General features: G+C 43.6%; 17 protein-coding genes and 1 pseudogene. 8 read left to right on the top strand and 10 right to left on the bottom strand.

What is annotated here, in order from left to right:
- Nucleotides 1-233 precede the first annotated feature (233 nt).
- The 4 genes from N0824_RS06025 to N0824_RS06010 all read left to right on the top strand — a co-directional run bounded on the left by N0824_RS06025 (nt 234) and on the right by N0824_RS06010 (nt 3,421).
- Nucleotides 234-584: a hypothetical protein gene (locus N0824_RS06025; RefSeq protein ID WP_036385817.1), complete on the top strand. Its 351-nt coding sequence runs from the start codon at nt 234-236 to the stop codon at nt 582-584.
- A gap of 79 nt (nt 585-663) precedes the next feature.
- On the top strand, nt 664-2,175 hold the full coding sequence (locus N0824_RS06020) for an AAA family ATPase (protein WP_108936087.1): 1,512 nt from the start codon (nt 664-666) through the stop codon (nt 2,173-2,175).
- A gap of 135 nt (nt 2,176-2,310) precedes the next feature.
- The gene (locus tag N0824_RS06015) at nt 2,311-2,664 is read left to right on the top strand and encodes a DUF1257 domain-containing protein (protein ID WP_002731874.1); all 354 of its coding nucleotides are present in this window, start codon (nt 2,311-2,313) and stop codon (nt 2,662-2,664) included.
- Between the two features lie 100 nt (nt 2,665-2,764).
- Entirely contained in the window at nt 2,765-3,421 is a 657-nt protein-coding gene (locus N0824_RS06010; RefSeq protein WP_108936086.1) for a class I SAM-dependent methyltransferase, read from the top strand.
- A 284-nt stretch (nt 3,422-3,705) separates the two neighbouring features.
- On the opposite strand, the gene N0824_RS06000 is transcribed toward N0824_RS06010, so the two are convergent.
- From N0824_RS06000 to N0824_RS05975, 6 genes and pseudogenes are all read right to left on the bottom strand, one after another.
- Nucleotides 3,706-4,080 (bottom strand): type II toxin-antitoxin system PemK/MazF family toxin, encoded by a 375-nt coding sequence (locus N0824_RS06000; protein ID WP_199224886.1) that lies wholly within the window; start codon nt 4,078-4,080, stop codon nt 3,706-3,708.
- Nucleotides 4,061-4,363 (bottom strand): hypothetical protein, encoded by a 303-nt coding sequence (locus N0824_RS05995; protein WP_108936084.1) that lies wholly within the window; start codon nt 4,361-4,363, stop codon nt 4,061-4,063. The genes N0824_RS06000 and N0824_RS05995 overlap by 20 nt, the downstream gene beginning before the upstream one ends.
- Nucleotides 4,364-4,551: 188 nt before the next feature.
- Complete coding sequence (locus tag N0824_RS05990) at nt 4,552-4,959, bottom strand: PIN domain-containing protein (protein ID WP_233256370.1); 408 nt, start codon at nt 4,957-4,959, stop codon at nt 4,552-4,554.
- The gene (locus tag N0824_RS05985) at nt 4,959-5,168 is read right to left on the bottom strand and encodes a DUF2281 domain-containing protein (protein ID WP_002760653.1); all 210 of its coding nucleotides are present in this window, start codon (nt 5,166-5,168) and stop codon (nt 4,959-4,961) included. Before N0824_RS05985 ends, N0824_RS05990 begins: the two co-directional genes overlap by 1 nt.
- 257 nt (nt 5,169-5,425) lie before the next feature.
- Nucleotides 5,426-5,674, bottom strand: a pseudogene (locus tag N0824_RS05980) (adenine-specific methyltransferase EcoRI family protein); the annotation flags it as partial.
- Nucleotides 5,675-5,975: 301 nt separating this feature from the next.
- Complete coding sequence (locus N0824_RS05975; protein WP_002753877.1) at nt 5,976-6,776, bottom strand: carbon dioxide-concentrating mechanism protein; 801 nt, start codon at nt 6,774-6,776, stop codon at nt 5,976-5,978.
- Between the two features lie 213 nt (nt 6,777-6,989).
- Between N0824_RS05975 and N0824_RS05970 the strand changes: the two genes are divergently transcribed.
- From N0824_RS05970 to N0824_RS05955, 4 genes are all read left to right on the top strand, one after another.
- Nucleotides 6,990-8,069, top strand: coding sequence for a RuBisCO accumulation factor 1 (locus tag N0824_RS05970; RefSeq protein ID WP_108936082.1), 1,080 nt, complete (start codon nt 6,990-6,992; stop codon nt 8,067-8,069).
- Nucleotides 8,070-8,342: 273 nt separating this feature from the next.
- Nucleotides 8,343-9,380, top strand: coding sequence for a polysaccharide pyruvyl transferase CsaB (gene csaB / locus N0824_RS05965; protein ID WP_108936081.1), 1,038 nt, complete (start codon nt 8,343-8,345; stop codon nt 9,378-9,380).
- A 5-nt stretch (nt 9,381-9,385) separates the two neighbouring features.
- Nucleotides 9,386-9,811 carry a hypothetical protein gene (locus N0824_RS05960; RefSeq protein WP_199224887.1) on the top strand — a complete coding sequence of 142 codons (426 nt, stop codon included), beginning with the start codon at nt 9,386-9,388 and terminating at the stop codon, nt 9,809-9,811.
- 8 nt (nt 9,812-9,819) lie between these two features.
- Nucleotides 9,820-10,008 (top strand): hypothetical protein, encoded by a 189-nt coding sequence (locus N0824_RS05955; RefSeq protein ID WP_108936079.1) that lies wholly within the window; start codon nt 9,820-9,822, stop codon nt 10,006-10,008.
- A 60-nt stretch (nt 10,009-10,068) separates the two neighbouring features.
- On the opposite strand, the gene N0824_RS05950 is transcribed toward N0824_RS05955, so the two are convergent.
- The 4 genes from N0824_RS05950 to N0824_RS05930 all read right to left on the bottom strand — a co-directional run bounded on the left by N0824_RS05950 (nt 10,069) and on the right by N0824_RS05930 (nt 14,440).
- Nucleotides 10,069-10,359, bottom strand: coding sequence for a circadian clock KaiB family protein (locus N0824_RS05950; RefSeq protein ID WP_002752661.1), 291 nt, complete (start codon nt 10,357-10,359; stop codon nt 10,069-10,071).
- Nucleotides 10,356-11,222, bottom strand: coding sequence for a response regulator (locus N0824_RS05945; RefSeq protein ID WP_108936078.1), 867 nt, complete (start codon nt 11,220-11,222; stop codon nt 10,356-10,358). Before N0824_RS05945 ends, N0824_RS05950 begins: the two co-directional genes overlap by 4 nt.
- A gap of 199 nt (nt 11,223-11,421) precedes the next feature.
- Nucleotides 11,422-11,640 carry a four helix bundle protein gene (locus tag N0824_RS21715; RefSeq protein WP_108936077.1) on the bottom strand — a complete coding sequence of 73 codons (219 nt, stop codon included), beginning with the start codon at nt 11,638-11,640 and terminating at the stop codon, nt 11,422-11,424.
- Nucleotides 11,641-12,238: 598 nt separating this feature from the next.
- Complete coding sequence (locus N0824_RS05930) at nt 12,239-14,440, bottom strand: PhoX family phosphatase (protein ID WP_108936075.1); 2,202 nt, start codon at nt 14,438-14,440, stop codon at nt 12,239-12,241.
- Between the last annotated feature and the right edge of the window lie 149 nt (nt 14,441-14,589).

Below are 14,589 nucleotides of genomic sequence, written 5' to 3'. Positions count from 1 at the left end.
AAGGCAAAAGGCAAAAGGCAAAAGGCAAAAGGCAAAAGGCAAAAGGCAAAAGGCAAAAGGCAAAAGGCAAAAGGCAAAAGGCAGCTTTATTCTCCCCACACCCCACACCCTATTTTCCCAACAATTGTAAAGAAATATTACAATTATGCCGTTATGACAGCTTACCATCTTGACAGGGAGGAAAGACAGTGGTTATAGTAGAGACACATACCCGGGTAAACCAATTTAGTGATATGCAAGACAAGCAAAAAGTCACACTGTACCTTCCCCCTGGAGTCCATCGTCAACTAAAGATCAGAGCCGCGATCGATGAAGAATCGATGTCAGGGCTGGTGGAGAAAGCGATCGCTTTTTACCTGAAATACCCCGAAAAGGTAGAAGAAATCGAAGCCGCCGCCTATGGCAAAACCTATCAGGTTCATGTCTGTCCCGAGTGTGATGCCGCCTTAGTGATGAAAGAAGATCGGCTAAGGTCGATCAAACGCCAGCCCGGAATAGTCGGCGACGAGTTCCCGCTCGAAGTTCCCGAACCCGTTGGCGTTCAAGGAACCACAGAGGGAGAAGCAGCCTTAGTTCCCTGCTAAACTCTCAGTAGCCGAACAAGGCATCCACAGCCATCAGCCGCCCAAGGTCAAAACCGTTACCACAAATAGGGTCGATGTTATGAAAGAAGAGCTAGAAATTCTCGTCAAGGCTCAGTATCCGCTGATTTACCTCGTCACCTCCGAGGAGGAAAGGGCGGAAGAAGCCATCAGCAAAATAGCCCAACTAAATACACAACATCGACGGGTGTTTGTCTGGACTGTCACCCACGGCATGATCGAACTAGGTCAACCGCGCCAAACCAGTCAACATAATACCGTGTCTCCAGAAGCGGCGATCGAATGGGTAGTGCGTCAACGGGAAGCGGGCATCTACATCTTCAAAGACCTGCATCCGTTCATCACTTCTGCGCCGGTCACTCGCTGGTTAAGAGATGCGATCGCCAGCTTTAAAGGAACCGAAAAAATCATTATTTTAATGTCTCCCCTGCAAGAAGTCCCCATAGAACTAGAGAAAGACGTGGTAGTTCTAGATTTTCCCCTGCCGGACATGGGAGAGTTAGATACAGTTCTCTCGCAACACCTAGCCAAAAATAAAAATCGTCGTACCACCACAGAGGTCCGGGAAAAACTCCTGAAAGCGGCCTTGGGCTTAACCAAAGATGAAGCCGAAAAGGTGTACCGCAAGGCCTATGTAAAAGCGAACAAATTGACGGAAGACGAGGTAGAAATCGTCCTCTCCGAGAAAAAACAACTGATTCGCCGCAACGGAATCTTAGAATACATTGAAGAGGACGAGACCATCAATGCCGTCGGCGGTCTGGAAGAACTAAAAAAATGGTTAAAACAGCGCTCGAACGCCTTTACAGAAAGAGCCAGAGGTTACGGACTCCCCCAACCGAAAGGGATGCTAATTTTAGGAGTACCGGGCTGTGGTAAGTCCTTAATCGCTAAAACCACCTCGCGCCTCTGGAGTTTGCCGCTCCTGCGCTTAGATATGGGACGGGTTTACGATGGTTCCATGGTGGGACGGTCTGAGGCTAACCTGCGTAATGCCTTAAAAACTGCCGAATCCATCTCTCCGGCCATTCTTTTCATCGATGAATTAGATAAAGCTTTTGCCGGTGGTACAGGATCCGCCGATTCCGATGGGGGAACCTCTAGCCGCATCTTCGGCTCCTTCCTGACTTGGATGCAGGAAAAAACCTCGCCCGTCTTCGTCATGGCCACAGCTAACCGGATTGAACGGCTACCCGGGGAATTTCTCCGTAAGGGGCGCTTCGATGAAATCTTCTTTGTCGATTTGCCCAATTCCGAAGAAAGACAAGATATCTTTAATATTCACCTGACTAAACGACGCTCCGACATTTCTCGCTTCGATTTGGAGCAGTTAGCCAAGGTATCCGATGGGTTTTCCGGTGCGGAAATAGAACAGGCGCTGATTGCCGCCATGTATGAGGCCTTCGCCCAAGATCGCGAATTCACGCAATTAGACATTATTGCGGCGATTAAGGCGACTCTGCCCCTATCTCGCACCATGACCGAACAGGTAACTGCCCTGCGTGATTGGGCCAGACAACGCGCCCGACCTGCTTCGGCCTCCGTCGCTGAGTACCAGCGATTGGAGTTCTAACAGACTTTCGCCCGGTCCCAACGGGATGAAAGGCTAGTTCTCAGGGACTAGCAATGCCTCGAAAAGCCGCTTGGCGGCACTCTTTAACTCTCAATCTGTTGTTGTTAATTCTTAATCTACAAAGAGGAAATTCCAATGTCTCATTTCAGCACTCTCCGGACCAAAATCACCGATGCCGAAATCCTCAAAGCTTCTCTCCGCGACCTCGGTATTAGCGTAAAAACCGAAGCTGATGTTCGTGGTTACAACGGTCAACGGGTTCGCTCCGACATCGTTGCTGTTCTCGATGGCGAATATGATCTCGGTTGGTCTCGCAATACCGACGGCAGTTTCGATTTAATCGCCGACCTCTGGGGTGTAGCCAAAAAACACAATCAAACCGAATTGATCAACTCGATTAACCAAAAATACGCTGTGAACAAAACCCTATCCGAAGTGAAACAGCGCGGTCTGCAAAACGCTAACGTTAAGCTAGTCGTTCAAAGCTAAGATTTACAGCGCGTTCCCAAGCCTAGGGGTTGACCAGTTCGGTTAACCCTTTTTTCAGTCTCTGGGGTATGTTAAGAATAGTAAAATTAACTTGACAAAAATGCTCCGACCCGAAGAAAGAACTAAACTCGATCCGACGAAAGACAGCGATTTTTATGCTTTTCCCCGCTTTGTCACCCACGTGGATGAGGGTTTTATCGATCAATTAACCGCTCTCTACCGAGAGATCTTATCGCCGAATACACGCATTTTAGACTTGATGAGCAGCTGGGTGTCCCATTTACCGGAAGAGATGGAATTTGAGCATATCGAAGGTCACGGGATGAATGGGGAGGAGTTAGCCAAAAATCCCCGCTTGCATAGTTATTTTGTCCAAGACCTCAATGCACAGCCAAAATTGCCCCTAGAGGATAGTTCTTTTGATGCGGTGTTAATCACGGTGTCGGTGCAGTATTTGCAGTATCCAGAGGCGATTTTTGCGGAACTGTATCGCATTTTAAAGCCTCATGGTCTGGTGGTGGTTAGTTTTTCCAATCGAATGTTTTACCAAAAAGCGATCGCTGCTTGGCGCGATAATAGCGATTTAGGCCGGGTAGCGTTAGTGAAATCCTATTTTAAATCGGTGGCGGGATTTAGGGAAGTACAGGCGATCGTTCGTCCTGCTACTACCCCCAGTTTCCTGCAAATGTTAGGAATTATGGTCGCTGATCCCTTCTATGCAGTGATAGGAAAAAAAGAATCCTCTCTAGGATTATAATCACCGTTAAGTAGGGAGGCACAATTATTTGTAGGACGGGTTAACGGTAGCGTAACAGGATCAGGCGTTGGGTTTCATGCTTCAACCCAACCTACGTTCTAGTGCCTTCGGTATCGCACTTTAACCCACAGTTTCAATCAATGTGCATGGTGCGTTCCCCAAAAATCTATTAGTGGAGCAATAGGAGCCATATTAGGGAACGCACCCTACCAGCTGAATTCACCCGCCATTTTGGTCTATTTTCCAGCATCAGTCGCTTTTTATTAGTCGGGTGCAATGATTTGTTAGACCTCAAATTCGATTACAGTAGCAATGGAGGCTACAATTTCCAGCATTGTAATTTCAGAAACGCTTCCTAATTTATGAATAAACCTTTGTAAATCCACCCCTCTTAGTTGAAGAGTATCAATTGCAGAAGCTTTATTCAATCCATTGATACTGTTAGGTTCAATTTTAACGTGCCAGAAATTTGCTGAAAAATATGTTTTCCAGTCTGTAATAGGAGCAATAAGCTTGATAGGAAGCTTTCCTACTGAATCGGAACTGATGACGACAGCAGGACGCACTTTTTTGATTTCTGCACCCACAGTAGGATCGAAGTTGACTAACCAAATTTTTCCACGTTTTGGCAGCTCAGGGTTAATAGTCAATGATATCACCTGCCATTAACTCCTGCCATTCAGAATCTTGTTGATAGTGAGAGAGCATTATATCGGCTTGACTTTTGAGAATATTCCTCCGTTCAGTCATTGGTAACTTCAGAAAAGCAAGACGCTGTTTTAAGGATGGAGAGATATATTCGGTGGTGGAATAATCAGAACTAACTTCTTCAACCAAAATAACCACCTCAACAGTTTGTCCTACAGTCAGATCTGGAGATTCAATTTCAATTCTATTTCCCGGTAGGACTTTTGCTGTCGTGTACAAAGTTGATTTAACCATTTTAAGCCTTCTCTTTAAGTATTGTTGTTAATGTAGCTTATTAAGATCGGCGACCGCACTTAAACCCACAGTTTCAATCAATGTGCATGGTGAGTTCCCCAAAAATCTATTAGTGGAGTAGTAGGACTTGCATTAGGGAACGCACCCTACAAAATTGCCTTCGGCATCGCACTGACGGGAGCAAGCAATTAATTTCTAATTTTAAGCACTTGCATAGGAGTCAAACGTCTTTGCTCTGTCTTGTCAACATCTTGATCAAAACTCACAATAGTAGCTTTTTCAAGCTCGGCAGCAACATATTGGTAAGCATCATCAAAATCCAAGCGAAAGATATCTATTATTTCTACGACTCTCTTCATTTGGTTAGCAGGAACACTGACCAGCAAAACACTAGCATCAATCAAAACGTCATCCACAAATTTGATAAAAACGTCTCTTTGATTCAGCCGATTACAGATCACCCCGATAGAATGCAAAGTAAAATCAGTCATACACATATCAGAGGGCGAGAGCGTATCAAGTAGCTCCGCAACAACCTCCGCCTGTGCTTGTCCTAATAAGCGTTCTAGCCAAATATTCGTATCCAGAAGAAACACTAGCCATTTCTCCATTCAACTGCAAGATGCTGTAACTCAATTGATGTGTAATCAGTTTTAAGCATCCCTGCCCAGTCTTGACGGAGTTTACGTTTTATAGGTTGGTTAGATTTACTTAAAAGTGACTCTACAAACGTTTGTACTTCAACCTTTAACTGGGGCGATAATTGTCTCACCAGTTCTTCTAGTGATTTTGCTGATGTACTCATGTATTTTACCAATTCAACTTTTTGTAGTAGTTGATAACTGCTCTTACCATCAGTCTAGCATAGGATTTGATTAGAAATAGCACTAATCTTGAAAACCCCTATAACCCAGTATCGCGCCCTAAAGCAAGCCCTCCAACCCCATCTAGGGGGGCTACCCAGTGCCTTCGGTATCGCACTAGCTTTGGAGCATAACGATCGATTTCACCGACATTTTGGATCCTAGCGGAAAAATGTCAGGTACAACGATTTGTTATACCTTATCTTTCTTTGTCAGTTAAATCAATATATTCAGTTTGTATTCGTTTATTCTTGATTAGTATTCTAAAATACGGACATTTCCCATTTACTGATAAATCTTTATCATCATTCCCTTTCCTGAATTTAATTATTTCAAATTGGTCGGGATTAAATTTATGTAAAAATGTTATTGGCACTCCCATATATCCCTTATAGTCTATTGGTATGTCTTGTGTTTTATTAATATTAATCCCATCATAATTGTCATATTAAAGCCTGTTAGCCAGATTAGCCTATTGTCAAAAACCTTGTTTAACTAAATTCCTGACAATTTAGGCTAATTCTAGCGACGATTATTTGATCTGACCGCACCCCTTGACAAAAATTTATAATTATTTGATTCGTTTAATTGTCGGGGGCTTCTGTAAAGATTTTTTACCGTGAAATTATCATTCAAACCCGATACAAGTACCCACCCCACACCCACCAACAAACTTTTTGCCGCAAACCCTAATTCAAACCTTTGCTCCTGTACTTTTAGCAGCACAGGAGCAAAGCTGAAAATAAAAATTAATAATTGTCCTCATCGGTGATAACTTCCACGGGAATCACTTCTTCTAACACTTTCTCCTGCATTTCTTGGCGACGAATTGGTATTTTGGTTTTTTCCAATTCCGGTAAAGCAACCAATTCCCGTTGTTTTTCCCGGACAGTATTGGGTAACAACATCGGTAAAGGTTCGGGGGTTTCTAACCAGTAGCTGGCCACCGGTAGGGTATGTTCTAAATCTTCCAATAAACGGGGAATAATCATCACCGCGTGCAGTTCACCGATTTTCTCTGCTTCCCGCATTCCCGCATCAATGGCCACGGCCACATTAGCGACGGAACCCCGGATAATGGCCGTACACAAACCATCCCCAATCGTTTCGTAGGAAGCTAACTGCACATCGGCCGATTTTAACATGGCATCGGCTGCCCCCACCATAGCAGGAAAACCGCGGGTTTCCAAGAGACCGATCGACATATTGCTCAGTTTGCTGAAACCCCGTTGACTTTGGGCAATTTCGGCTAAACGGCTACCAATGGGGAAAATTACCTCTAAATTGGGCATCGGTCGGGGAATAACCGATTTAGATACCAATTGTCCGAACTGTGCGGCGGTTTTTGCCCCTTCTTCCACTGCTAAACGCACATCGGCAATATTACCACGCACGATCGCCGTACAGTGACCACCGCCAATTTTTTCGTAACCCACGAGGGTAACTTCTGCCGATTTTAGCATCATATCCGCCGTCCCGACGATCGCCGGAAAGCTGAGGGTAGAGACTAAACCCAAGGCGCTATCTTTGGGGTGACGCTTGGTTTTCATCGTCCTTTGACCGGGGTTAGTTGTGGACGAGGGGGGAATGCTTCCATTAACTCTTAATCTAGACATTGAAGATAAACTTGCCCTAACAGGTACGAAGGGGGTGATTGTCAGCTATCCTGTTACTATCTAGTCTATCCTGTTAACCTTAATTGCTATTGAAGATTTTTGAGGGATTAGATAAATTTTAGTTATTGTAGCTTGATCAAATTGTCTATGACAGAACAGCCTCGCAGTACAGATGATCGAATCAGCGAAACGGAAGCGACCGAATTAATGCGCTCGCTGCTTCATAAGGAAGGAAATTGGGTGAATTGGGGGCAAAAATGTCAAAAACTGCAAAAAGCTGGCTACGATTCCCAGTTAATCTTTGAACAAACGGGTTTTCAAAATGCCCAACAAAATTTAATTATTGTCGCTGCCCAAGTTTTTGAGAGTTTAATCAAAGCAGGAGCAGATGAAGATTTATTAAGTTACTACATCGGGCCGCGCAGTGATGTGCTATACGAATTACGGATTCTCAACCAAGAACAAAGATTGGGGGCAGCGAAATTAGCGGCAGAAAAAAGGATTGAGGTGGCTGAAGCACACGATATCGCCAAAGCTATCCAAGATTTTTCCCGTTTATCCCAGATTCCCAGTGAATTTACCCGTCATCCGGGAGATGCGATCGCTTACCAGTGTTGGAAACGGGGCAAACAAAAGCGAGATTTAGCCGAAAGAGCGAAATTAATCGCTAAAGGTTTGAAATTTGCCCATTCTGACTCGGCCAGACAGGCGATCGAGTCTTTACTACAAGATTTTACCGTTACTCCCTCCCGTAGCGCACCGTTGCTACCCGTCCATCGTTTACAGGATGAGGACGAATTAGCCAGAATTATTCCTTTAGTGGGAAGATTTCCGGTGACGGTAACTGATATAAAACACACAGAAAGTTTGAGCGTCGAGGAACCTTTTCGACTGGTAACGGTGGGGGATAAACAAACGATTGTGCCTCTCCCCGGTTGGCAAGCAATTCTCAAAGCGATCGATCCTGTAGCTATTTTATGGCCTAGTGATCAATTACCTCGATCGATTGCCACCAGATCCGAGGAAGTGTTATTAGTGATCGATCGAGTTTTGGCCGAATGGGACGTGAACAATTATTATCTAGTAGAGAGAGATAATTCCGTCTTTTTACAATGGTTTGATAGTCCCCCCGATGTCACCATCTTAGGTCAATTAGTCTTGATTTTAAGAGCAAAAAATATCCTCGATGAAAAAAACATCACCGAACCCTGGCAAATGGACGACTAAATCAGTGATCAGTGATCAGTAACCAGTGATCAGGTTTAAGCTATTAGTTATGAGTGGGAATAAGAAAATAGATAAACTGAACACTGAATCGAATAAAACTGGTCACTGCTAACTTGTAGCTGACAGCATAACTTAAGAAACTAAGGGACATTTTTCAAGGAAAAAGTAACAAAGCGGACAAAGGAGACAGGAGACAAATTCACCATACTTTTGCCTTTTGACTCTTGCCTTTTTCTGGCTGACAACTGATAACTGATAACTGATAACTGATATATGCGTGCAGTAATTTGTGGATATTATGGGAGAGGAAACGGAGGAGATGAGGCATTATTAGTGTCTCTATTGCAGATGTTACCCTCAGCAATTAAACCCATTGTTTTGTCAAATAACCCCAGAGAAACCAGTCAACGTTATGGAGTAGAAACCTGTCCTAGTCGGGATTGGTGGCAAATTTTGCAAACTCTGAAAAAAGCAGATGTATTTATCTGGGGTGGCGGCAGTTTAATGCAGGATGTCACCAGTTTTGCCAGTCCAATTTATTACGGTGGTTTAATGGCTCTTGCTCAATTATTGGGCTTAAAAACTATTGCTTGGGGCCAGGGAATTGGACCATTAAATAGACCTTTTACCCGTTGGTTAACCAAAAAAGTCTTAAAACAATGTAGTTTAGTTACTGTGCGCGATGATATATCGGCTCATTTAGTGGCTGATTGGGGTATTAGTCCGATTGTTGCCCCCGATCCAGTATGGGCTTTGGACGCTCAATCAGTCAAGGGATTATCGGATTTACCCGCCCCAAGAATCGCCGTCAATTTACGGCCCCATCCCCTATTAACCCCAGCAAAATTAGATAAATTAACCCGAGCTTTAATCGATTTACAAATCAGTACGGGGGCGTTTATTCTCCTAGTCCCTTTTCAAAAGTCGCGGGATTTGCCCCTCTGTGAAGCTGTAGCCCGTCAATTAAGGGAAAATTATCAAATCATTAGTTTAGAGGATCCGAGACAGTTAAAAGGCTTATTTCGCGGGGTAGAAATGGTGATCGGAATGCGCTTTCATAGTTTGATTATGGCTGCGGCAGAAGATTGTCGTTGTTTTGCCCTTAGTTATGATCCGAAAGTGTCGCGATTAATTGCCGAAGTACCGATGCTGGGTTGGGAATTAGATCAGTTACCAGAGGCAGTTAATGATATTAGTACCACTTGGATTGATTTTTATGCCAATGGAGAGGGATTAACCAGCGATCGCAAACATTTTTTAATCGATCGAGCTTTAATTCATCGAGAAGTTTTATCTAGATTGGTGAGCTAATTTTTATGTCGAGTGCCATTACCGAAGCGATCACAACTATTGCCCTAGCTGAGACAAGATTTAATCTCTCCTTAACAGAAGATGGGTCATTTTTTCCCGAATGGCAAAGTGATTTACTGGCCCTATCTAGCCATGAAAAAAAGAGTTTGGATGAACTAAGACAAAGATATTTATACCAAAGATCGGCGGGACAGTTATTAGAAGGAACCGTGACTTTATTGTTAGTTTCTCCCTTACTAGCGATTGCGGGTTTTTACGATCCGCCTTTGCGAGTACGCGTAGAGGAATCGGTAAGCTTAACCGTCGATGATGGGGAAGAAATACTATCGGGTAGAATCGATGTGTTAGTCTGGTTAAATCAGTTTTGGGTGGTAATTGTAGAATCAAAAAAACTGCCCTATCGGTTTGGACTGCCTTACCGCAAACCTTAGCCTATTTGATGGCTAATCCCCGGACCGAAAAACCTGGCTTTGCCCTCGTCACCAATGGAGATGATATTTTATTGGTCAAATTGAGAGCTAATGCCCATCATTATGCCCTATCTAGGGTATTTGCTCCCTTTATTTCCAGAGAAGAACTATATAGGGTTTTGCAGATTTTCAAACATATCGGTGCAGCGATCAAATAAAATCAAGATTAGAGCTTATTAGCGAGGAAAAACCTAACCAGAAGAATTTTTAGGTGAATCCTAATTGAGATGGGAGTCTTTGGGAATAACATCCAAACCGAGGAGAACCTTTTGGGTATTGGACATATCGCCGATAATTCTTTGTAGGGGTGGGGGAAGTTGCTTGACTAAAGTAGGAGTTACGAGAATTTTATCCTGTTCCGCTAATTGCGGCTGTTCGAGAACATCAATTATTTCTACCGTATAAAGATCCGATAACTCCTCACGACAGATCCGAAAAATATTAGCGATCGCCCTCTGGGATTTACTTGAATCACCCATAATGTAGAGTTTGAGAAGATATTGACTCATGATTGCGTGTTATTGAACAGTTTAATGTTGCTGAGACCGATATAGTATTTACGATAGAAAGAGACGAGATAACCCATCAATTCCAAGACCATGAGACGACCTTCGCTAACGTAGGCCTGCGCTTTGGCCAGGGTGACATCCTGATTTTTTTGGCGTAGGGTGGTGGTATGAATATCCACCACATCGCGAGGACTCGCTTTTAAGAATCCTAACTTATCGGCCAAGCTTCGCAGTCGTTCCGATAGATTATGTTCCACTTTATATGCTTGTTCTTCTAAAGCTAAATCTAATAACTCTCCGTAATTTTGGACTAATTCTTGAAAAATATCGGGAATACTCTGCCTTATTGCCTCAGAACCGAACATTTTCGCCGTTATGCTAGTTTGTACTCCCTTGATTAACTGTTCCAGTTCGCGAAATTCTTCTTCCTGTTGTTGATGTTTAAGATTGAGGATATATTGCTGACGCTCGATCGCCACACGAATTTGATAGACTAAAAGACTACTATCGATATTATTTAACTGAATATAACCGTCAGCACCCAGTTGAAAGGCTTTAACGACTAATTTCTCATCATTGCTAGTAGTTTGAACCACTATCGGTATATCAGAGGCTAATTCTCTGGTTTTGACTAGAATATTTAAGCCGGGGGGGACGGAGATTTCCAAGCTTAAGAGGATGAGATCAAATTTCTCCCCTGCCAGTTTTTCGGCAGTTTCCTCTAGATCCTGAGCTTGGGTGAGGGTAAAAGTCAACCCCCTGGCCAGGGAACATTGGGGGGCCTTTAACAGCAATCTCTGGATTAATTTAACAGTCGTCGGTTCGTCCTCTATCAATAAAATTCTACAGAGGTCCCTAGTCATACTAAATCCTGTTTAAAAAGCATAGAAGAGTGGGGAGCGGGGGAGATGGGAGAGGGGATTAAAACTGTATATTAACGCTTTAAGAGCCATGGCTGAGAATTATTAATTATTTGCCCTAAAATAGCCAAAATTTCCTCGTACACACTTGATAATTTTTCTCCTGTTTGTGCGTCCATATATCCGCACTGTACGGCAAAATCTAACCATGTTTGTTAAATGCGGCTTGGTATCTAGGTTTACGCCATGTCTCCGCTAGATTAGCACAAACAGAACGAGAATACCGTCGAATTTGGTCGGTTAGAGTATATTTTTCTTCTTTAGGAAAACTTTTCGACAATTGAAAAATTTTCATGGCTGCACAGAAGGCTTTTTGATAGGACTTCCAATCTTTATGGCCCCTAATTGGCTCAGTTGACATTTTTCGCTGCACTTAAGCTTCTAGCTAAATTATATATCTCCCCTCTCCCTTCTCCCCTCTACAATAATTAATCGCAGCCAGAAAGCACGTCCCCATATATCATACTTTGTGCTTTTTGTCAAAAAAACTTTTTTTTGGCAATAAAACTACACAAAAAAAAGATCATCGTTGTGGGTGAAATTGGCTGATTTACCCGTCTTAATTAGGATCACTTTCTAGGTGTGGCAAGGGTTTCAACTATTGCTGCTCAAAAAAGCATAGAATAGCCCATTATGAAATTCTATCAAATCGCTGTAACCATCACAACCTCGTTGTTAAATAAAAATCTTTCTCAATTAATTCTTAAGAATTTGTAAATATTGCGGAATGTTAATTTAAATATTCTCAAGTTTTTGCACTCAATCAATAATTTTTGCTTATCTTTGTCCAACATTGGGTTAGGAGTCAGGAGTCAGGAGGAAGGAGATAGGAGTCAGGAGATAGGAGTCAGGAGACTATTTTTATTTGTTTTCCCTGCTCCCTTCTCTCCCACACCCTACACCCCACACCCCACACCCCACACCCCACACCCCACACCCCACTTCCCCACTTCCCTCACCTATTTTGAGTCGATTCGGCGAATTGCCACCACTGCTGGCCGGGGAGGTTGATTAACTTGACCACTAGGCCAATTCGACCCTAGGGGTACTTGTCGTATTTGTTCAAATTCCTGTCCATTAGTGGTTTTAAGGGCAAATTTACGGTTTTCAAAGGCCAAATCCCGACGAATTCCCCCCGCTTCCCCCGGATGCTGTACTGCCAAAAATAACGTCTCTTGGTCGGGAGTAAAGTACAATCCCGTTAATTCCGCATCCATGGGAGCGATAGCAAAAGGATAGGGATGCTCTTGACCCTTGGCAAACACCCAAGCGCTATTATTACCAAAAATCCCCAATAAATCCCGTTGACTAACCGGGACCCCTTGGGGATAACGAGTTTTCATCTCTCGATTTAACCCACCCGTAGAAATATCGCTAACCATCCAGAGATTTCCCTGTTTATCGAAAGCGAGGTTATCGGGATTAGAAAAACCCTCACCTTTCTCTGTCGGTTCCCCTCCATAAGCGACCACATCCCAACGAAAACTTAAGGAAGCAGCATCGTTGTTATCTTCCCTTAAGCTGATAATCCAACCAAATTCGTAGGGTATTTCGCCATTTGGTCCCTTAAATATCTCCCTATCGGCTCCTCCCTCCGCTTGACTGGGACTACCAGAGGTAAAGGTCATATATAAAGTGCCATTCTCGTCCACTTCCGTATCTTCTGGCCGACCAGTACAAGTGACCCCAACGGCGTTAGCGGCAAAATGAGCATCGATGAGAATTGCCCCCTGTTTTTCCGTCCCATTACCTTCATACAGGTCTGCGAGGGTCTTATATTTAGCTTTGTAGGCTAGAATCTCCTCATCGTCCTTAAATAACAGTAATTGATTATCATTGACCGTTCTTTCGGGATTTGGCAAGGCTACCACCCCATCCCCGCGACTAGCGGCAATTTGACTCGGTAGGACGGGATTTATCTCCGTGTCGGGATTTAAGGGTATCCAATAACCGGTTTTATCGGGGTTGAATTTCGCCCCGTAGAGCATTCCTTTTTCTAGGAGTTTTGAGTTATTTTTCGCCTTAATATCGCTAATTTTGCCCTCGGAAACGAATTTATAGATATGACCGCCTCTGCGATCGCATCCTGAATAAACCGCCAAGGGTTGCCCCGTTTGAGCGAGAAAAGCGACCGCTTCATGGCGAAAACGCCCTAACCAAGTGTGTTTTGTGCCATAATCGTCGGGATTGGCAGGATCCACCTCCACCATCCAACCGTATTTATTTCCCGCTAACCCGAAGACGTTACCCCGGCCATCCACTTCCCCACTATTGAGAATAAAGGGGGTAGTATCGGGATGCAAAGAGGAACCATCTTTTAACACTACCTCGGTCACTTGGTCTTGAAAGTTCTCCTCGGCACTAAATACGGTTCCCCAGGGAGTTGTTCCCCCGGCGCAATTTTGCAACGTTCCGATAATTTTTGCCCCTAATCCGTCATCGTAGCCAAGTTTATCAGTTTTGGTAAAAATTGCTACAGCAGGACCGGTCGCTTTCAGGTAACGACCGTCCTTTAGTCCAGAAATACCGGTAATGCGGCGATCGGCTTTACTATAGGTACGTTGCCATTTTCCCGTTTGATCTTTAGCGAGGGAAATTACGCCAATTCCCTGATCAATTAGTCCTTCTAAGGAGATTTCCTCGATTTTTGCCTTTAAGCTGGCATCTTGCAGGTGATAGGCGGCAATTTCGCCCTTTTCGTTGGTTTTTTCTCGTACTTCCTTGACGGGTAGGGTTTTACCAATCACTTGTTCAAAGGTTTGTAGCCAAGTACGACCACTGATATATTCAAAATTAACGGTTAGATAAACTTGACCCGGACTGGTTTCGATAAAAGATAGATAATCATTGTTATAACCGAAACGGGAATCACCCACTTTATCCCCCCACTGTGCCAGCACATCGTAGGTGAATCCTTGCGGAAGAACGAGATCATCTAGGACTTTATAGGTTTGATAGGCACTTTTTTGGCTTTCATCGCTCATACCGTCAATTTTTAAGGGAATCGGCAGTTTGACTGGGGCAAAGTTGAAACCGAAACTATTAGCAGCGATCGCAGGACTGCTAATCAGAGAGGAATATTTTTTCTCTTGCAGACTGAAAAAAGAGACACCAGCAGTGGCAGTTAAAAAGGTGAGGAAATTACGACGAGAAATACTCATATTTTCAGGAATAAAGTCAAAACTGGTGTTCAGACCTTGATTAGGTTAAATTTTATTACAGACCCTTGACATAGGGATTATAAAGTATCCAAGTTATGACTAAGTTAACAGCCAGTTAAAAGTAATCAGTAATCAGTAATCGGTGAAAA

This window comes from Microcystis sp. 0824, assembly GCF_003112475.1.
Classification (GTDB): domain Bacteria; phylum Cyanobacteriota; class Cyanobacteriia; order Cyanobacteriales; family Microcystaceae; genus Microcystis; species Microcystis aeruginosa_C.
This window is presented reverse-complemented; position numbering and strand designations above follow the sequence as displayed.